The 18,310-nt window shown below is 70.7% G+C and carries 22 protein-coding genes; 16 read left to right on the top strand and 6 right to left on the bottom strand.

What is annotated here, in order from left to right; genetic code table 11:
* Positions 1-10 precede the first annotated feature (10 nt).
* Both E7742_RS14595 and E7742_RS14590 read left to right on the top strand, forming a co-directional pair.
* Positions 11-292, top strand: coding sequence for a metal-sensitive transcriptional regulator (locus E7742_RS14595; protein WP_137801226.1), 282 nt, complete (start codon positions 11-13; stop codon positions 290-292).
* A gap of 25 nt (positions 293-317) precedes the next feature.
* Entirely contained in the window at positions 318-521 is a 204-nt protein-coding gene (locus tag E7742_RS14590) for a heavy-metal-associated domain-containing protein (RefSeq protein ID WP_137799589.1), read from the top strand.
* 10 nt (positions 522-531) lie between these two features.
* On the opposite strand, the gene E7742_RS14585 is transcribed toward E7742_RS14590, so the two are convergent.
* The gene (locus E7742_RS14585; protein WP_137799588.1) at positions 532-1,515 is read right to left on the bottom strand and encodes a LolA family protein; all 984 of its coding nucleotides are present in this window, start codon (positions 1,513-1,515) and stop codon (positions 532-534) included.
* A 222-nt stretch (positions 1,516-1,737) separates the two neighbouring features.
* Between E7742_RS14585 and E7742_RS14580 the strand changes: the two genes are divergently transcribed.
* The 3 genes from E7742_RS14580 to E7742_RS14570 all read left to right on the top strand — a co-directional run bounded on the left by E7742_RS14580 (position 1,738) and on the right by E7742_RS14570 (position 4,403).
* Positions 1,738-2,199 (top strand): hypothetical protein, encoded by a 462-nt coding sequence (locus E7742_RS14580; protein ID WP_137799587.1) that lies wholly within the window; start codon positions 1,738-1,740, stop codon positions 2,197-2,199.
* Between the two features lie 166 nt (positions 2,200-2,365).
* Positions 2,366-3,496 carry a PQQ-dependent sugar dehydrogenase gene (locus tag E7742_RS14575; protein WP_137801225.1) on the top strand — a complete coding sequence of 377 codons (1,131 nt, stop codon included), beginning with the start codon at positions 2,366-2,368 and terminating at the stop codon, positions 3,494-3,496.
* A 7-nt stretch (positions 3,497-3,503) separates the two neighbouring features.
* Entirely contained in the window at positions 3,504-4,403 is a 900-nt protein-coding gene (locus tag E7742_RS14570) for a cyclase family protein (RefSeq protein ID WP_137799586.1), read from the top strand.
* A gap of 148 nt (positions 4,404-4,551) precedes the next feature.
* Here the strand turns inward: E7742_RS14570 and E7742_RS14565 are convergent, their stop codons facing one another.
* Positions 4,552-6,492 (bottom strand): acyl-CoA dehydrogenase family protein, encoded by a 1,941-nt coding sequence (locus tag E7742_RS14565; protein ID WP_137799585.1) that lies wholly within the window; start codon positions 6,490-6,492, stop codon positions 4,552-4,554.
* 148 nt (positions 6,493-6,640) lie between these two features.
* On the opposite strand from E7742_RS14565, the gene hemL reads away from it, so the two are divergent.
* From hemL to ccsB, 6 genes are read left to right on the top strand one after another with little or no spacing between them, the layout of a single operon-like run.
* On the top strand, positions 6,641-7,975 hold the full coding sequence (gene hemL / locus E7742_RS14560; protein ID WP_137799584.1) for a glutamate-1-semialdehyde 2,1-aminomutase: 1,335 nt from the start codon (positions 6,641-6,643) through the stop codon (positions 7,973-7,975).
* Positions 7,976-8,016: 41 nt separating this feature from the next.
* A complete protein-coding gene (locus E7742_RS14555) occupies positions 8,017-8,694 on the top strand; it encodes a histidine phosphatase family protein (RefSeq protein WP_137799583.1) in 678 nt (225 codons plus the stop codon).
* Positions 8,691-9,305 carry a TlpA disulfide reductase family protein gene (locus E7742_RS14550; protein ID WP_137799582.1) on the top strand — a complete coding sequence of 205 codons (615 nt, stop codon included), beginning with the start codon at positions 8,691-8,693 and terminating at the stop codon, positions 9,303-9,305. The genes E7742_RS14555 and E7742_RS14550 overlap by 4 nt, the downstream gene beginning before the upstream one ends.
* Complete coding sequence (locus tag E7742_RS14545) at positions 9,302-10,129, top strand: cytochrome c biogenesis CcdA family protein (RefSeq protein WP_137799581.1); 828 nt, start codon at positions 9,302-9,304, stop codon at positions 10,127-10,129. Before E7742_RS14550 ends, E7742_RS14545 begins: the two co-directional genes overlap by 4 nt.
* The gene (gene resB, locus E7742_RS14540; protein WP_254699013.1) at positions 10,126-11,811 is read left to right on the top strand and encodes a cytochrome c biogenesis protein ResB; all 1,686 of its coding nucleotides are present in this window, start codon (positions 10,126-10,128) and stop codon (positions 11,809-11,811) included. Before E7742_RS14545 ends, resB begins: the two co-directional genes overlap by 4 nt.
* Before the next feature lie 38 nt (positions 11,812-11,849).
* Positions 11,850-12,818, top strand: coding sequence for a c-type cytochrome biogenesis protein CcsB (ccsB, locus tag E7742_RS14535; protein ID WP_137799580.1), 969 nt, complete (start codon positions 11,850-11,852; stop codon positions 12,816-12,818).
* Between the two features lie 98 nt (positions 12,819-12,916).
* Here ccsB and E7742_RS14530 read toward each other — a convergent pair whose 3' ends face one another.
* Together E7742_RS14530 and E7742_RS14525 are read right to left on the bottom strand one after the other, a co-directional pair.
* The gene (locus E7742_RS14530) at positions 12,917-13,132 is read right to left on the bottom strand and encodes a hypothetical protein (RefSeq protein WP_137799579.1); all 216 of its coding nucleotides are present in this window, start codon (positions 13,130-13,132) and stop codon (positions 12,917-12,919) included.
* A 69-nt stretch (positions 13,133-13,201) separates the two neighbouring features.
* Positions 13,202-13,414 (bottom strand): BldC family transcriptional regulator, encoded by a 213-nt coding sequence (locus E7742_RS14525; protein ID WP_005518137.1) that lies wholly within the window; start codon positions 13,412-13,414, stop codon positions 13,202-13,204.
* Between the two features lie 343 nt (positions 13,415-13,757).
* Here E7742_RS14525 and E7742_RS14520 point away from each other — a divergent pair, with 343 nt between their 5' ends.
* The gene (locus E7742_RS14520) at positions 13,758-14,111 is read left to right on the top strand and encodes a DUF4229 domain-containing protein (RefSeq protein ID WP_137799578.1); all 354 of its coding nucleotides are present in this window, start codon (positions 13,758-13,760) and stop codon (positions 14,109-14,111) included.
* The gene (locus E7742_RS14515) at positions 14,108-15,202 is read left to right on the top strand and encodes a PLP-dependent cysteine synthase family protein (RefSeq protein ID WP_137799577.1); all 1,095 of its coding nucleotides are present in this window, start codon (positions 14,108-14,110) and stop codon (positions 15,200-15,202) included. The genes E7742_RS14520 and E7742_RS14515 overlap by 4 nt, the downstream gene beginning before the upstream one ends.
* On the opposite strand, the gene E7742_RS14510 is transcribed toward E7742_RS14515, so the two are convergent.
* Together E7742_RS14510 and E7742_RS14505 are read right to left on the bottom strand one after the other, a co-directional pair.
* Positions 15,199-15,738, bottom strand: coding sequence for a GNAT family N-acetyltransferase (locus tag E7742_RS14510; protein ID WP_137799576.1), 540 nt, complete (start codon positions 15,736-15,738; stop codon positions 15,199-15,201). The genes E7742_RS14515 and E7742_RS14510 overlap by 4 nt on opposite strands.
* Before the next feature lie 3 nt (positions 15,739-15,741).
* Entirely contained in the window at positions 15,742-16,041 is a 300-nt protein-coding gene (locus tag E7742_RS14505) for a hypothetical protein (RefSeq protein ID WP_137799575.1), read from the bottom strand.
* Between the two features lie 180 nt (positions 16,042-16,221).
* Between E7742_RS14505 and E7742_RS14500 the strand changes: the two genes are divergently transcribed.
* The 3 genes from E7742_RS14500 (at position 16,222) to E7742_RS14490 (ending at position 18,272) form a co-directional block, all read left to right on the top strand.
* On the top strand, positions 16,222-17,067 hold the full coding sequence (locus tag E7742_RS14500; protein WP_137801223.1) for an SDR family NAD(P)-dependent oxidoreductase: 846 nt from the start codon (positions 16,222-16,224) through the stop codon (positions 17,065-17,067).
* A 76-nt stretch (positions 17,068-17,143) separates the two neighbouring features.
* A complete protein-coding gene (locus E7742_RS14495; RefSeq protein ID WP_137799574.1) occupies positions 17,144-17,869 on the top strand; it encodes a lysophospholipid acyltransferase family protein in 726 nt (241 codons plus the stop codon).
* 52 nt (positions 17,870-17,921) lie between these two features.
* Positions 17,922-18,272: an inorganic pyrophosphatase gene (locus E7742_RS14490; RefSeq protein ID WP_137799573.1), complete on the top strand. Its 351-nt coding sequence runs from the start codon at positions 17,922-17,924 to the stop codon at positions 18,270-18,272.
* Positions 18,273-18,310 lie beyond the last annotated feature (38 nt).

Raw genomic sequence — 18,310 nt, 5'->3', positions numbered from 1 at the left:
TCATGGGGGCATGAACGGATACACCCCTCAGCAGGAGGACCTCCTCAAGCGCCTGCGGCGCATCGAGGGGCAGGTCCAGGGCATCTCTCGCATGATCGCCGACGATCGTTACTGCATCGACGTGCTCACCCAGGTCTCGGCGGCGACGTCCGCGTTGCAGTCGGTGTCGCTGAAGCTGCTCGAGGCGCACCTCGCCGGCTGCGTCGTGGAGGCGGCCAAGCAGGGCGGCCCCGAGGCGGACGCCAAGGTCAAGGAGGCGTCCGACGCCATCGCGCGTCTCGTGCGATCCTGAGAAGACGCCCCCGATGGGAGAACCGATGCAGCACACCTATGTCGTCAAGGGTATGACCTGCCAGCACTGTGCAGACGCGGTGACCGAGGAGATCAGCGAGCTCGCCGGAGTCACCGGCGTCGACGTGCACGTGGATGCCGGTCGCGTCGTCGTCACCAGTGACGCGCCCGTGGACACCATCGCCATCGCCGCGGCGGTCTCGGAAGCGGGCTACGAACTGGTGACCTGACCCGTCCGGGTCACGCCGTCGCAGCCGGTATCGTCGCCTGCCCCGGGTGCAGCGCCCGCTGCAGCGCACCCAACGCCGCGGCATCGAGGTCGACGCCGTGCAGGGTCACGGCCCATTCGAAGCCGGACGTCGCCCAGCGGGCGACGGTGCCGGGCCACTTCAGGTTCCACGGCTCGGCCGACCGGACCCGACGGGCCAGCATCCCCGACACGAGTCCGGCGGTGATCGACGCCCGGAAGGCGCCGGTGGTCTCGTCGAGGGTGTGGACGGCCTCGACGCGCGGGGTGAGCGGCACCCGGACGGCAGGCAGATCGGCGGCGACCGTGGCGCGGAACCACTCCAGCCGGCGATCGTCTTCGGCGCGATCCCGCTCCGCGCGTTGCCGGCGATCCTCGTCGAAGTCGCGCTCGGCCCCGGTCCAGGTGAACAACCCGGCGTCGACAGGTTCCCCGATCGTGAGGTCGGCGTACGCCACCCGCACGTCGGCGGCGACATTGCGTTGCTCGAGCTCGACGCCGCTCTCCCGGTCGACGACGATCCGCAGCACCCCGGACTTGCGCGGTCCCGGTGCCAGATCCACCGCCCAGCAGTCCCGTCCCAGGAACGTCGTTTCCTCGATCGGCCCGGCCGGCCGGGTGTAGTCGTCGCCCAGCCACTCGTGTGCCGGGCGATTGACCAGCAGTTCACGTCCGCTACCGAGATAGCGCACGCGCCGGGCGTCGCTGCGCAGTGGCGGGTCGCCGGTGCCGTCGAACTGCCACGCCGACTCGCCGTCGGTGATGAAGACGGGCCGCCCGTCGAGGGTCTCGATGCGCATCCCGGGGCCGTCGCGCCACACGTGCACGTCACCGCCGACGGCCACGTAGAGCGGCGCCTCGCCTGCATAGGCGAAGTTGATCCGCTCGGGCCTGTCCGGGCTCTTCCGGATGGTGCCCCGGACCGGCAGCCGTGGGCCGTCGGACATGGTCACCAGCACCTCCACCCACGCCGTCACGGCCACGACGCTACCGGGGAGGGCTCCGCTCTGTCGTGGGCTCTCGCGCCGGAAACGGTGCGGGTGGGTATGGATTCGGTCCGTGGTGGGTAGAGATCTGACGGCGTGCCGGAGAGTGCGGTGTGAGTCCTGCTCGAAAACGGCTGCATTGCAACGTGTTACGACGGTCCGCGGTCCCACGTTGCCGGGCGGACCGGGACGAGTGGTGCCAGAATCGACGTCATGAACAGGAACAAGCTCGCCTCCGGAATCATGATCGCTGCCGCCGCAATCGCTTTCACGTCTGCCTGCAGCAACGACGACGACAACGACTCGACGGGTGCCTCGGTGACCACGTCGGCGTCCTCGACTGCGGAAGATCTCGGCGACAAGGCGTCCGGGGCCGCGTCGTCGGCGTCGAGTTCGGTGTCCAGCGCGGCGGAGAAGGCCGGCGACGCCTTCGACAGCGCCAAGGAGGCCGCGTTCGTGGCGGCCTTCCGGACCGGCTACTCCGATCTGTCCACCGACCGTGACGACGACTCCATCAAGGCGATCGCCGAGGACACGTGTGCACTGCGCGAGAAGGGCGCCGGTGACGACGAACTGAAGGCCGCGATCAAGGGGACGGCCGCCAACGGTACGACGGTGCCGTCCGACGAGCAGGCGTCGCACATCCTCGACATGGTGGTTCCGGTCTGCTCCTGACCGGGCACCGACGTCGCTACTCGGACCGACCAGTCGCTACTCGGACCGACCAGTCGGTGTCGCAGCGTAGGGTGAGCGTCGAGTAGCGAACCGACAGGGGAGGATCGACGTGCGCGCACCGATTCGCGGAGCTGGAGCAGTCCTGGCAGTGGCGGCCGTCGGGGTCATGGCGGCCCCCACGGCCTGCGCCGAGCCGGCGGAATTTCCGTCGTTGACCGTTACCACGGTGATGGACGGTCTGGCGCGCCCGTGGGACGTCGTGGCCGCGCCGGACGGCGCCGTGCTGACCGGGGAGCGCTCCGGACGCTTCGTGGTCAAGCGTGCCGACGGCGACGTCGCCGAGGTGAGCGCGGAGCTGTCGGACCTGTACGCCGAGGGTGAGACCGGGCTGATGGGCATCGCGCTCGCCGCGGACTTCGAGACGAGTCGCACGGTCTACACGTGCCAGGGACATCGCGGGGCGGGCACCGGTCCGCTGGGTTCGCTCGACACCGGTTCGCTCGGCAGCGCGGAGCCGGGCACCGACATTCGCGTCGTGTCCTGGACGGTGGATCCCGAATGGACCGCCCTGACGCGCACCGGCGACGTGCTGACCGGGATCCCCACCGGCCCCGGTGGTCGGCACGGCGGCTGCCGCATCCTCGCGCACCCGGACGGCACGCTCTACGTCGGGACGGGGGATTCCGCCAACCCGACGGTGCCGCAGGACCGGAACTCGTTGGGCGGCAAGGTGCTTCACATCAACGCCGACGGCACTCCGGCCGCCGGTAACCCCGATGCGGGCAGCCCGCTGTTCACGCTGGGCCACCGCAACGCGCAGGGTCTGGCGCTGCAGCCCGGCTCCGGGCGGCTGTACGACATCGAGCAGGGCACGGACCGGGACGACGAGGTGAACCTGATCGAGGCGGGCAGCAACTACGGCTACCGCCCGGACCGTGCCCCGTTCGTCTACGACGAGAGCGTGCCGATGACGGATCCCGAGCGCGTGCCGGGCGCCGTTGCGGCGGTGTGGAGTTCGGGGACGCCCACGATCGCGACCCCGGGCGGCACGTTCGTCTCCGGAGCGGACTGGGGCGAGTGGGACGGCGCGCTGGCGGTCACGAGCCAGCAGGCGAAGAAGCTGCTGTTCCTGAAGCTGTCCGAGGACGGCCGCAGCGTCGTCGAGACACAGTCCGCCCTCACCGGCGAGTACGGACGGCTACGCTCGGCCACCCGGCTGCCCGACGGCAGCCTGCTGATCACCACCGACAACGGTTCGGGCGACCGGGTTCTGCGCGTCGAACCCGCGAACGGCTGAGCGCCGCATGTGTTCACCCGATGTGCTGGCGCGTGTTCACCGCACGATCGGTGAGTCCGCGCCGGCGGTGAGCAGGCGCGGACTCCTCGGAGCCGCCGGCCTGGCCCTTGCCGGTGCGGCCCTCGCCCCGCGCGCCGCGCACGCGGCCGCGCCGCGTCCGTCGCTGCCGATCGAGGCGCGGTCGATCGTCGACCTCACCCACACCCTCACTCCCGAGTTCCCCGTGTGGCCGGGCAACGCGCCTTTCGCGATGGACCCCGTCGCCGTGGTCGACGACGGTTGCGGCCCGCTCGGGTCGCTCGCCGGCTCGTCCGGCCCGCCCCGCGGCGAGTTCCTCGTCAACCGACTCGCGTACTGGGAGCACACCGGCACCCACATCGACGCGCCCGCCCACAAGATCGCCGGCGGCAGCACCGTCGAGGAACTGCCCGTCGAGGACTTCGTCGCCCCCATCGCGGTGGTGGACATCCGCGACAAGGCCCGCGCCGACGTCGACGCGGTGCTCACCGTCGCCGACCTCGAGGCCTGGGAGGAGCGGCACGGCCGGTTGCCCGCCCGCGCACTGGTGGCGATGAACTCGGGATGGGACGCCCACGTCGGGTCCCCGACCTACGTGGGCAGGGACCCTCGCGGCACCCCGCACTCGCCGGGCTTCGATCCGGCGGCCGTCACGTTCCTGGTCGAGGAGCGCGACATCGTCGCGATCGGGGTGGACACGCTCAGCCTCGACACCGCGAGCAGCCGCACGTACGGCGCGCACGTCGCGGCGCTCGGGGCCGGCAAGTACGGCGTGGAGTCGCTGGCCAACCTCGGGGCGCTGCCGGCCGTCGGCGCGACCGTCGTGGTGGGTGCGCCCAAGCATCGCGGCGGGTCGGGCGGGCCGTGCCGGGTGCTGGCCTTCGTCTGACCGCGAGAGCCGTCCGGGAGCGGCCGACCGGCTGCCAGGCTCCCCGGCACGATGACCGGTCAGGCCGCGCGCCGTGCACGGACAGGCGAGCCGGTCGCCCCCTGGCCACTACCTCGAGCTGATCACCCGGCCGTATCGCTGACCGGCGTCAGCGCGGCGCGTCCAGCATCGCCGCGCCGGCGAGGGCGTCCGGCACGCCCAGGCCGTCGACGAGCGTGGCCGCGTGCGGGCGTAGCGTGCGGCAACGCTCGTTGATGCCGCGACGCACCGCCTTGGCACGCTCGACGGAAAGCAGCCGGTGCTCCATGAACCAGGCCTTGTCCTCCTCGATCACGGTGAGGGCGAACAGGTCGCACACCTCGTTCAGCAGATCGCGGGCGGCCTCGTCCTGGCCTTCGTCGATGCCGGCGATGAACGCCTCGAGCACCACCCGGTCGATGTGCGCGCGGGCCGCGTGCAGCACGTGGTCCTGCACGAAGCTGAACGCCTCGAACGGGTCGCCTTCCCGCTTGCGGGCGGCCTGCAGGCGGCGGGCCGCCGTCGCGAGCAGGTACTCCTCGCGGTCCTCGAACATCGTCACCTGGGTGCCGCGGTTGAAGAGGCTGCCGTCCTCCTCGTTGTCCTGGCGGCTGTCGACGATCGTCTGGATGATCTGCTGCGCCGCGGTGCGCTTGCGGACCGCGTCCCCGAATGCGCTGGCGGCGAACGCCATCCATTCGACCGGGCTCATCCCCTGCACCTCGTCGGCGTACTTGGTGAGCAGTTCCTTCGCGACCAGCTGGGTGAGGACCGTGTTGTCGCCCTCGAACGTGGTGAACACGTCGGTGTCGGCCTTGAGGGCGGTCAGCCGGTTCTCGGCGAGGTAGCCGGCGCCGCCGCACGCCTCCCGGCACTCCTGGATCGCGCGGGTCGCGTGCCACGTGTTGGCGGCCTTCAGACCCGCGGCGCGGGACTCGAGCTCACGCTGCTCGCCGGGGTCCCCCTCGACGCCCACCTGGATGTCGTGCATCTTCGCGACCAACTCGTTCTGCGCGAAGCCCAGCGCGTAGGCGCGGGCGATGTGCGGCAGCAGGCGCTGCTGGTGCACCAGGTAGTCCATGATCGGCACCTCGGGATCCGGGGTCGCGTCGTCCCCGCTCGGGGCGCTGAACTGCTTGCGCTGCAACGCATACCGGGTGGCGATGGTGAGCGCCACGCGGGCCGCCGCGGCTGCGGAACCGCCGACGGTGACGCGTCCGCGGACCAGCGTGCCCAGCATCGTGAAGAAGCGGCGGTTCTTGTTCTCGATCGGCGACGAGTACACGCCGTCCGCGTCCACCGACCCGTACCGGTCCAGCAGATTGGTGCGCGGTACCCGCACGTGGTCGAAGACGATGCGGCCGTTGTCGACGCCGGGCAGCCCGCCCTTGTGCCCGCAGTCCGACGTGGTCACGCCCGGCAGGTCGTTGCCGTCGGCGTCCCGGATCGGGACCAGCAGGCAGTGGACGCCGTGCGAGTCGTCGCCGACGATCAACTGCGCGAACACCGCGGCCATCCGCGCGTGCTCGGCCGCGCCGCCGATGTAGTCCTTGCGCGCCGACGGGGTGGGGGAGTGGATGACGAACTCGTCGGTCGCCGGGTCGTAGGTGGCGGTGGTCTCGAGGCTCTGCACGTCGCTGCCGTGCCCGGTCTCGGTCATCGCGAAGCAGCCCAGCAGATCCAGGTCGATCATCGGGCGCAGGTACTTGGCCAGGTGGTCCTCGTTGCCGAGGTTCTCGATGGCGCCGCCGAACAGGCCCCACTGGACGCCGGCCTTCACCATGAGCGACAGGTCCGACATCGCCAGCATCTCGATGGCGGTCACGGCGGCGCCGGGGTCCGCGCTGCTGCCGATGTCGACGCCGAAGCCGCGGTCCACGAAACCGGCGGTCGTGAGCGCCCGCAGCTGCTCGAGCGTCTTCGCCCGGGCCGGTTCGAGCTCCGGGGTGAAGTGCGGCCGGTACTCGTCCTTGGACAGTTCGATCCGGGCCTTCTCGCGCACCTCCGCCCACCGGCCGTCGAGGGTCGAGCGCAGATGGTCCGCCGTGGTCTGGTCCGCCGTGGTCGCCATGATCCGTAAGGTAATGCGGTCCGGCCGGTCCTGCTGGGGAACGGCAGCGACTCGACCAGCGCGAACAGGTCCGACGCCGGGTTGTGATTCCGGCCACCTCCTACACCCTGTCGTTGGCAAATTCGACAGAACTGGGACACTGGAAGCCGTGACTGCTGCCTCCACCGGGCCCGGCCAGGGACCCGATCTTCGTGACGCCCGATCCGCCCAGCTCTTCGACAGGGCGTCCGAGGTCATCCCCGGCGGCGTGAACTCCCCCGTTCGCGCGTTCGGATCGGTCGGCGGCGCGCCGCGGTTCATCGAGAAGGCGTCCGGCTACACGCTCACCGACGTCGACGGCAACGACTACGTGGACCTGGTGTGCTCGTGGGGTCCGATGATCCTCGGCCACGCGCATCCGGCGGTCGTCGAGGCCGTGCAGAAGGCCGCCACCACGGGGTTGTCGTTCGGCGCCCCCACCGAAGGGGAGATCGCGCTCGCCGAGGAGATCGTGTCCCGGGTGGCCCCGGTCGAGCAGGTGCGCCTGGTCAACTCCGGCACCGAGGCGACCATGAGTGCGGTGCGGCTGGCCCGCGGGTTCACCGGCCGCTCCAAGATCGTCAAGTTCTCCGGTTGTTACCACGGGCACGTGGATGCGTTGCTCGCCGACGCCGGCTCGGGCCTGGCCACCTTCGGGTTGCCGACCTCGCCCGGCGTCACCGGCGCCCAGGCCGAGGACACCATCGTCGTGCCCTACAACGACCTCGAGGCGGTGCGCGCGGCGTTCGCGGCCAACCCCGGCGAGATCGCGTGCGTCATCACCGAGGCCGCGGCCGGCAACATGGGCGCGGTCGCGCCGCTGCCCGGCTTCAACGAGGGCCTGCGCGCGGTCACCTCGGAGCACGGGGCGTTGCTGATCATGGACGAGGTCATGACGGGTTTCCGCGTCAGCCGCTCCGGCTGGTACGGCCGCGACGGCGTCGCCGGCGACCTCTACACGTTCGGCAAGGTCATGAGCGGCGGGCTGCCCGCCGCCGCGTTCGGCGGCCGCGCCGACGTCATGAGCAGGCTCGCGCCGACCGGCCCGGTGTACCAGGCCGGCACGCTGTCGGGTAACCCCGTCGCCGTCGCCGCCGGCCTGGCGAACCTGCGGGCCGCGGACGACGCGGTGTACGCCGCCCTCGAACGCAACGCGCAGACCCTGGGCACGCTGCTGGGCGACGCGCTCACCGCCGAGGGTGTCCCGCACCGCGTGCAGTACGCCGGCACCCTCGTCAGCGTGTTCTTCACCGAGCACCCCGTGACCAACTACGCCGAGGCCAAGGCGGCCGACACCTGGCGGTTCCCGGACTTCTTCCATGCCCTGCTCGCCCGCGGCATCTACGCCCCGCCGAGCGCGTTCGAGGCATGGTTCGTCTCGTCGGCCCTCGACGACGACGCCTTCTCGAAGATCGCCGACGCCGCGCCGCACGCGGCCCGGGCGGCCGCTGCCGCCCGGCACTGACCGGATCCACCGACGACCACCGAAACGCAGGGACGACCACCGTGACCGACGCCGACAACGCGAGCGCTGCCGACACCTCCGACAACTCCACTACCCGGACCATCGTGCACGTGCTCCGGCACGGCGAGGTGCACAACCCCAGCGGCATCCTCTACGGCCGCCTGCCGAACTTCCGGCTGTCGGAGAACGGTGAGTCGCAGGCCCGGGCCGTCGCGTCCGCGCTGGCCGACCACGACATCACGCACGTCGTCGCGTCGCCGCTGCAGCGGGCCCAGGAGACGGCCGCGCCCATCGCCGAGAAGCACGGCCTGGAGATCGTCACCGACGCCAACCTCATCGAGGCCGGCAACGACTTCGAGGGCCTGAAGGTGTCGGTGGGGGACGGCGCCCTGCGGCGCCCCCGGCACTGGTGGAAGCTGCGCGACCCCTTCACCCCGTCGTGGGGTGAGCCGTACCTGCAGATCGCGCACCGGATGCTGGCCGCGATCAACACCGCGCGCGTCGCCGCCGTCGGACACGAGGCGGTGTGCGTGAGCCACCAGCTGCCGGTGTGGACGCTGCGCCGGTTCCTCCAGGGCGAGCGGCTGTGGCACGACCCCCGACACCGTCAGTGCGGCCTGGCGTCCCTGACCTCGCTGGTCTACGAGGGCGACACCCTCGTCGACATCATCTACTCCGAGCCGGCCGGATCGTCGGATCCGAGGGTGACCGGCGCATGAAGTTCCCCTCCCTGCGGTTGGCGGCGGCGGCGTGTGCGCTCGCCGTCACCGCCACCGTGGCCGGCTGCGCGTCCGGCGACGACGCCGTCGCGCAGGGCGGCACCTTCGTGTTCGTGTCGCCGGGCGGCAAGACCGAGCTGTTCTACGACCCGCCGGCCGAGCGCGGCACCGTCGGCAACGTGTCCGGCGAGGACCTCATGACCGACGGCAAGACCACCGCGCTCGCCGACTACGACGATCAGGTCGTCGTGCTCAACGTGTGGGGGCAGTGGTGCGGGCCGTGCCGCGGTGAGGCCGACGACCTCGAGAAGGTCTACGAGAACACCAAGGACCTCGGTGTCCAGTTCCTCGGCATCAACGTCCGCGACCACACGAAGGACAAGGCGCAGGACTTCGTGGTCAACAACAAGGTCGGGTACCCCTCGATCTACGACCCCGAGATGCGCACGCTGCTGACGCTGGGCAAGAACTATCCGACCAGCGTGATCCCGACGACCATCGTGCTCGACCGTCAGCACCGGGTGGCGGCCGTCTTCCTCAAGGAACTGCTGGTCGAGGATCTGCAGCCGGTGGTCGAGCGGGTGGCGCAGGAACCGCAGGACCAGGGATGACGGCCGACACCGTCGTCCTGGCGAGTGTCGGCGACAGCTTCCAGTCGGTCGCGGCCGGGGGGCCGTTGCTGCTCGCGCTGGGCGCGTGCGTGCTCGCCGGGCTGGTGTCGTTCGCCTCGCCGTGCGTCGTCCCGCTGGTGCCGGGCTACCTGTCCTACCTCGCCGGTGTCGTGGGCGCCGACGCTCCGGCGGTGACCGCGGCCGAGGCGGCCACCCGCACCAAGACGCTCCGGGACGGCCGGTTGCGGGTCGCCGGTGCCGCCGGCCTGTTCGTGGCCGGGTTCACGGTCGTGTTCGTGCTGGCCACGGTGTCGGTGTTCGGGGCGATCGAGGCGCTCGCGCTCAACCGGGACGTCCTGCAACGAGTCGGCGGCGTCGTCACGATCGCGATGGGCCTGGTGTTCATCGGTCTCGTCCCCGCGCTCCAGAAGGACACGCGGATGGAGCCGCGCCGCATCTCGGGGCTGGCGGGTGCGCCGCTGCTCGGCGGGGTGTTCGCGCTCGGGTGGACGCCGTGCCTGGGCCCGACACTGGCCGGGGTCATCTCGGTGGCCTCGGGTACCGAGGGCGCGACGGCGGCCCGCGGCGTGGCGCTGATCGTCGCCTACTGCCTCGGGCTGGGATTGCCGTTCGTGATCGTCGCGCTCGGCTCGGCGCGGGCGCTGCGCGGCGTCGGGTGGCTGCGCCGCAACACGCGAACCATTCAGATCATCGGTGGAATCATGTTGGTGGCTGTCGGCATCGCGCTGGTCACCGGCGCGTGGGACCAGTTCGTCGGCTGGGTCCGTGACGCATTTATCTCGGAGGTGACCCTGCCGATATGACGGTTCGAGACACAGTGGACCCGGGCAGTCCCGGCAATTCCGCGCAGGAGCCGGAGAACCGCCCGCCCCGGCAGTCACCGGTGGGGCGCGCGGTCGCCCTCGTGCGCAACACGTGGCGCGGCCTGACGTCGATGCGGACCGCGCTGGTGCTGCTGTTCCTGCTCGCGCTGGCCGCCATCCCCGGAGCCCTGCTGCCGCAGCGCAGCCTCAACGAGGGCAAGGTCGACGACTACATCGCCAATCGCCCCACCCTCGGCCCCATCATGGACCGGCTGGAGCTGTTCGACGTGTTCGGCAGCTTCTGGTTCACCGCGATCTACGTGCTGCTGTTCGTGTCGCTGGTCGGCTGCATCATCCCGCGCTGCGTCGAGTACGCGAAGGCGTTGCGGGCCAAGCCCGTCGCGGCGCCGCGCAACCTCGGCCGGCTCCCGCACCACCACGTCGAGACCGTCGACGACGATCCCGCGGCCGTCGCCGAGCGCGTGCGCAAGCAGTTGCGCGGCTGGCGCGTCGAACAGCGGGTGGGCGGCGACCGGGCCACCCGGCCGGGCGAGATCACGCTCTCGGCCGAGAAGGGGTTCCTGCGCGAGGCCGGCAACCTGGTCTTCCACCTGGCGCTGGTGGCGCTGCTGGTCGCGATCGCGGTCGGCAAGCTGTTCAGCTACGAGGGCAACGCCATCGTGGTCGCGAACGACGGGGCGGGACTGTGCACCACCTCGCCGGCCGTCTTCGACTCCTTCCGCGCCGGCAACGAGCGCGACGGCACCGGCATGACGCCGCTGTGCGTCCGGGTCAAGGACTTCTCGGCGGACTACCTCGACAACGGGCAGGCCGAGATGTTCCGGTCCAACGTCGCGTACCAGTCCGGAGCCGACCTCGAGACGGGCACGTGGCGTGAGGCCGAACTGCGGGTCAACCACCCGCTGCGGGTCGCCGGCGACCGCGTCTACCTCCAGGGCCACGGCTACGCGCCGACGTTCACGGTGACGTTCCCCAACGGTGAGACCCGCACCGAGACGCTGCAGTGGCGTCCGGACGACGCGACCACGTTCCTCTCCAGCGGCGCCATGCGGTTCGATCCGCCCGGCGGCATGTACCCCGACGAGGCGGAGCGCCGGCAGAACCAGATCGCGATCGAGGGCCTGTTCGCCCCGACCGCGGTGTTCCACGGGAATCTGCTGTCGTCCGGCTACCCGGCGATGAACGATCCGGCCGTCGCGATCGACATCTACAAGGGCGACACCGGCCTGGACACCGGCCTGCCGCAGAGCCTGTTCTCGCTGAACAAGGAACTGGTCAATCAGGGCCGCCTGGTCAAGCAGGAGCGCGTCAACCTGTTCCCCGGCGAGAGCAAAACGCTCGCCGACGGCACCCAGGTCCGCTTCGACGGTGCCGTCGACTTCGTCAACCTGCAGGTCTCGCACGACCCCGCGCAGCAGTGGGTGCTGGTGTCGGCGATCGTGATGATGGCCGGGCTGCTGGTGTCGCTGGTGATCAAACGGCGACGCGTGTGGGTGCGGATCTACCCCGCGAAGGATCCCGACACCGTGTCGGCTACATTGGCCGAGGGTGAACGACGTACCGTAGTAGAGCTGGGCGGCCTGGCCCGCACCGATCAGGCCGGCTGGGGCGACGAGTTCGACCGACTGCGCACCCGCCTGCTGGGTGACCGCACCGCATAACGGACAACACGAGCGCGCGATGCGCAGGAGATGAATTCATGACGATCAACGAGACACTCGCTCGCTACAGCGACTGGTCGTTCGAGTCGGCGTTTGCGATCTACGTCCTGGCCACGGTCCTGCTGATCGCGCGGTACGCGTCGATGCGGGCGCGGGTGGTGCAGGAGCGCGAGCTCGTCGCCGCCGGCGGGGGCTCGGTCCCCGCGACCGACCAGGCCCCGGGCCGCGTCGTCGAACAGCCGCGCAAGACGTGGTCCGAGAAGTTCGGCGGCATGGGCTACGCCCTGCTGATCGTCGGCGTCGTGCTGCACGTCGCGTCGATGGTGCTGCGCGGGTTGGCCACCGAACGGTTCCCGCTCGGCAACATGTACGAGTTCGTGACCATGGCGTGTGCCGCCGCGGTCGTCGCGGGCATCGTGGCGCTGCGCAAGAACACGGACCTGTTCGTCTTCCTGCTGGTTCCGGTCCTGATCCTGATGTTCCTGGCCGCCACGGTGCTCTACGCCGACGCGGCGCCCGTCGTTCCGGCGCTCAAGTCGTTCTGGCTGCCGATCCACGTCACGATCATCAGCATCGGCAGCGGCATCTTCATGGTCGCCGGTGTCGCGAGCCTGCTGTTCCTGTACCGGATCCGCTTCCCGAAGGGCGAGGAGAGCACGGGCCCGTTCGGCAAGCTGGCGCAGCGGCTGCCCGACGCCCAGACCCTCGACCGGCTGGCCTACAAGACCACGATCGTGGCCTTCCCGCTGTTCGGCGCCGGCATCATCCTGGGCGCGATCTGGGCCGAGGCGGCCTGGGGCCGCTTCTGGGGCTGGGACCCCAAGGAGACGGTCTCCTTCATCGCCTGGGTCGTCTACGCCGCCTACCTGCACGCCCGCGCGACGTCGGGCTGGCGCGACACCAAGGCCGCGTGGATCAACGTCGCCGGGTTCGTGGCGATGCTGTTCAACCTCTTCATCATCAACATGGTGGTCTCCGGCCTGCACTCCTACGCCGGCCTGACCTGACCGCGCGCGGCTCGCGGTGGAACGGGGCCGGACAGACGAGAAGCGGTCCCCGTGCGTAGGCACGGGGACCGCTTCGTCTCGTCGTGTTCGCCGACTGCTCAGCTTTCCGGGTCGGTCGGGGTGTCGCTCCCGGGCCGCCGTCGGTTCTCGCGATCGACCCGCCACAGGAACTCGGGGTCGTCATCGGGCCCGACGACGCGGGACGACCGGCCGCCGTTACCGCCCTTGGCGGCGGTGGTCGCGGCGGGGCCGAACGCCTTCCAGAACAGGACTGCGAGCGTTACCAGGCCGATGAGGGCCAACAGGTAGATCACGGTGCACCTCCACCAACGAGGGTAACCGCGTCCGGGCGGTGCCGACACCTACCCGTCGACGAAGCCGTCTCAGGAGTGGTGTGCCTCCGTGGTGAGCGACGAGAGCAACGCCATCACCTCGGCCTCGCGGAACCTCCGGTGGCCGCCGGGGGTGCGCAGAGATCCGAGCCGGCCGGCGTGCGCCCAACGCGTGACGGTCTTGGGGTCGACATGGAACAGTGCGGCGACCTGGCCCGGAGTCAGCAAGGCTTCCTTGGCGCCGTTGTAGGTGGGTGCGCTCATCGATCCTCCAAGGTTCGGGGCCCGCCAGGGTGGAGGGCCGGGGAGATTCGGGACCGGTTCGTTTGTCGACCGGCTTCGACATAGTGGCACTCAACCCCCTGGGTACTCGAACGATCTAAAGATGGTAAAGCGGAGGTAATAGACAAATCGGACGAGTTGGACCTTCGTACTGTGAGGTCTCCACAGAGATCGACAAACCCGGTACGGGTCGTGTGGTGTGCCCCTAGGGTAGGCCGTGTCTGCCCGAATGCCGAGGGCCCCGAACGGACATCGAACCCGTTACCGGACCTTCCGTTTCGGCAACCGGCGAGGGACTCCGACCGGGGGTGGGTACCCTGGTCGTGTGAGTGATGCAGCGCAGAACCGTCCTGATCAGGCCCGAGGCGACGGTGCCCCGTCCGCCGGAACCGTCACGACGGGGGTCCTCGTCCGTGACGTCGTGCTCTACTCGGTGGCGCGGCTGGGACTGGTGGTCGTGCTGGCGCTCGTGATCCTCTTCGGTGGCAAGGCGTTCGGCGTCGACGTGCCGTTGATCGTGGCCGCGCTGTTCGCGGTCCTCATTGCGCTGCCGCTGTCGCTGGTCCTGTTCGCGAAGCTGCGCAAGAGGGTGAACATCGACATCGCGGCGGTGGACGCGCAGCGTCGGGCCGACAAGGCCGACCTGCATGCGAAGCTCCGGGGTGAGGACCGGCGGTGACGGCAGTTCTCGACCGCCGCGCCTCGCGGGCCTGGGTCGACAATGCGGTCCGCCTCATCGAGGCCGATGCCCAGCGCAGCGCGGACACCCACCTGCTGCGGTATCCGCTGCCGCCGGAGTGGAACGTCCAGCTGTATCTCAAGGACGAGTCCACCCACATCACCGGCAGCCTCAAGCATCGACTCGCGCGCTCGCTGTTCCTCTACTCGATCTGCAACGGCTGGGTCACCGAGAACACCCCGGTGATCGAGGCCTCGTCCGGATCCACGGCCGTGAGCGAGGCCTACTTCGCGAAGCTGCTGGGGCTCGAGTTCGTCGCGGTCATGCCCGCGAGCACGAGCCCGGCCAAGATCGCGCTGATCGAGGCGCACGGCGGCCGCTGCCACTTCGTCACGGACCCCGCGAGCATCTACGCCGAATCGCAGCGGCTGGCGGCCGAGACCGGTGGCCACTACATGGACCAGTTCACCCACGCCGAGCGGGCCACGGACTGGCGCGGCAACAACAACATCGCGGAGTCGATCTTCACGCAGCTCCAGCAGGAGGACCACCCGGTCCCGGAGTGGATCGTCGTCGGCGCGGGCACCGGCGGCACCGGCGCGACCATCGGCCGGTTCCTGCGCTACCGCAAGTTCGACACCGGACTGTGTGTGGTCGACCCCGAGCACTCCGTGTTCTTCGACGCCTGGAGCTGTGACGACGGCGCGGTCACCTCGATGTCGGAGCGGGGCTCGCGGATCGAGGGCATCGGGCGGCCGCGGGTGGAGCCGTCGTTCATCGGCCAGGTCGTCGACCGCATGGTGAAGGTGCCCGACGCCGGGTCGATCGCGGCCATGCGCCACGCGAGCGCCGCGCTCGGCCGCAAGGTGGGCGGATCGACCGGTACCAACCTGTGGGGCGCGTTCGGCCTGGTGGCCGAGATGCGTGCGCAGGGCCGCAGCGGCAGCATCGTGACGCTGCTGTGCGACGGCGGGGAGCGCTACTCCGGCACGTACTACGACGACGCGTGGGTCGCGTCGGAGGGTATCGACCTGGCCGGACCGACCGCGGTGCTCGACGAGTTCGTCCGAACCGGGCGCTGGACGGTCTAACTCCGCGGCCCGCCCTGTCCGGGGGGATCGATCGGCACGTGCCGGGTCATGACGATCCGGGGCCACCGGTCCAGTCCGCGTCCGGCCTCGTGTGCCCGGACGGCGAGCAGTCCGGGTCCCAGATCCGCGTCGGCGACGGTCACGAAACCCAGCCGCGAGTAGTACGGGCCGTTCCACGGCACGTCGGCGAACGTGGTGAGCGTGATTTCCGGGAGACCCCGGTCGCGCGCCCACTCGGCCACGTGGTCGACGAGCTGTGCTCCGAGTCCGCGGCGTCCGTGGTCGGGGTGCACCGACACCTGTTCCACGTGGGCGTTGCCGTCGACGATCTCGACGGCACAGAACGCGGCCGCCGGCTCGCCGGGCGCGGCCCACACCCACATCCGCCCGTCGGCCCGGTACTGCTCGAACCACGCGATCTCGGGTGCGGGATCGTCCGCGATCTCGTCCATGCCGACGCTGCGGAAGATCGAGCCCGCCGCCACCTCGATCTCCTGGAGACGGGGCAGGTCGGCGGGCTCGGCCAGACGGATCACCGGTCAGCTCTTGGAGAGGACCTGCGACGCGACCGCGGTGCCGGCGGCGACGACGCCGACCGACTGCCACGCGCCGATCTTCTTCGCCAGCGGGTGCGAGCCGCCGAACGCCGCGACATAGGTGCCCAGCAGTGCGGCCGCGCGGCCCGCGCCCGAGCTCTGGGCCCAGCTGTAGGTGCAGACACCGCCGACCGCGGCCAGCACTGCGCCGCCGAGCTGGCGGTTCCCGGTCTGCCGCGCGACGGCGTAGCCACCCACGAGCCCGGCGGCGGCGAGGGCGGAGGTGGCGGTCCTGTTGAGCATGGTGGCTTCTTCCGTTCGATCGTGGGTGTGTCGAGTCGAGGCTATCCAGAACGGCGCCCGGCGCTGCGGGCGACCCGCACGGTGCGACTCGGTGGGGCCGACTTCTCGGTGGCCGGGAAATGCGGTGTGCGCGTACGGCAGTGGGTCCGATCATGGCGCTGTCCCGAATCACGAGGAGGAATCGTGTCGTCAGATACAGCGCAGCCGGTCGGTCCGGTGTTTCGTCCCGGTGCCCTGCTCCCGGGCCGGCGGGCGATCGTCACCGGTGGCGCCCACGGGATCGGCGCGGCCATCGCGCGCGCGTTCGCGGCGCACGGCGCGCAGGTGCTCGTGGCCGACGTGGATGCGGACGCGGCCCGCGCACTCGAGTTCGACCCGGCGGCGGGCGGCTCGATCGAGGTCCTCGCGTACGACGTCCGCGCGTCGGAGGTGCCGGCGCGGATCGGGGAGTTCGCGCCCGACGTGCTGGTCAACAACGTGGGCCACTTCCTGCGGCCGCCGCGTCCGTTCGCCGAGACCGATCCCGAGTTCTGGTCCGAGATCGGCGCGATCAACCTCGATCACGTGCTGCGACTTACCCGCGCGGTGCTGCCCGGCATGGCGGAGCGGGGCCGGGGTGGCTCGATCCTCAACCTCACGACGGTCGAGGCGCACCGCGCGATCCCCGGTCACTCGGTCTACGCCGCCTACAAGGGGGCGGTGACGCAGTTCAGCCGCAGCCTGGCCGTGGAGGTCGGCCGGATCGGTGTCCGCGTCAACGCCATCGCCCCGGACCTCGTCGAGTCGGTCCAGGTGCCCTACACCGAGTGGCTGACGGAGGAGGAGTGGGCCAAGTGGCCGACGTGGGCGCCGCTCGGCGGTCCCGGTCGGCCGGAGGACGTCGCCGGTGCCGCGCTGTTCCTCGCGTCCGACCTCGGCCGCTACACGACCGGCACCACCGTGCACGTCGACGGGGGCACCTTCGCGGCGGGCGGGTGGTTCCCCAAGCCCGAGGGCGGCTGGACGAACCGGCCGCGCAACCCGTGACGGGTACCGAACCTACGGTCGCGTAGGTTGTGTACCGTCGAGGGTCGGTGGGGGCATCCGAACGAGAGGCGCGCCAATGACCCGACCCGACGTGACGCTGGAGAACTACGACGACGTCTACCGCTTCTATCTCGACCACCAGCAGAACCGGCTGCTGGCCCGCGCCGCCTACGCGGCGCTGAGTGCGCGGTTCCGCCCACGGGTCCGGTACGCCGACGGCGCGCGGGACCGCTTGCGGGAGTTGCTCTCCTCCGACACCCGGCTGATCGTGGTCGCCAACCACCTCTCCGATCGGGACCAGTACACGCTCGCGGCCACGGCCTGGCGCACGCCGCTGCGCCGGGCCGTCGGACGCACCCGCGTCCTGGCGAAGGACGAGCTGTTCGTCGATCCCGGCCTGCGCCGCAAGATCGACATGATGGGGTCGATCCCGGTGTTCCGCAGCAAGAACCACGGCCTGCGCGCGGTCGCCGACGCGGGTCGACGGATGATGGACGTCTCCGCGCAGCGACTGCACCGCGGCGACGTGCTCGCCATCTTTCCCGAGGGCACGTGCAACGAGGGCGATCCCACCCGCGTCCAGCGCATCAACACCGGCGTCGGCCACATCGCGGTGAAGGCCCGCAAGCTCGGCACCGCCCCCGCCCTGCTGGCGATCGGCATCAGCTACGGGCCGGACCGTTCGGCGGACGTCCACGTGGCCGCCCCGGTGCTGGAGCTGCCCGGGACGCCGATGGACGTCACGCGGCTGGTCACCGCCGAGCTGCAGGGCGCGGTCGACCACGCCGTCGCGGCGCGGTGAGTGTGATCCGCTTTCCGGCGCCCGCACCCGGTCGCTGTGGCAGTGTCGAGGCATGACGAACCTCGCGGCGTTCTTCACGGCCCTCGACGAGTTGGTCCGCAAGGCGCCGTTGCGGATCGATCGCCCGCAGGGGAGTGCGCATCCGCGCTTCCCCGACATCGTCTATCCGCTGGACTACGGCTATCTCGAGGAGACCGCCGGCGGCGACGGCGAGGGGGTGGACGTGTTCCGCGGGTCGGTGGACGGCGCCGGTGTCGTCGGGGTCGCGCTCACCGCGGACCTCACCAAGCGTGACGTCGAGGTCAAGGTGCTGCTCGACTGTTCGGACGGGGAGATCGAGCTGGTCGAGCACTTCCTGCGCGAGCGCGTCCGGCTGAACTCGGCGGTCGTCCGCCGGGCCTGACCGCGGGGCGGCGTCCCCACGCGCGGTGGTGACCGTGT

The organism is Rhodococcus sp. SGAir0479, assembly GCF_005484805.1.
Taxonomy (GTDB): domain Bacteria; phylum Actinomycetota; class Actinomycetes; order Mycobacteriales; family Mycobacteriaceae; genus Prescottella.
Note: the sequence above shows the minus strand (reverse complement) of the source record. Positions and strands in the feature narration are given on the sequence as shown.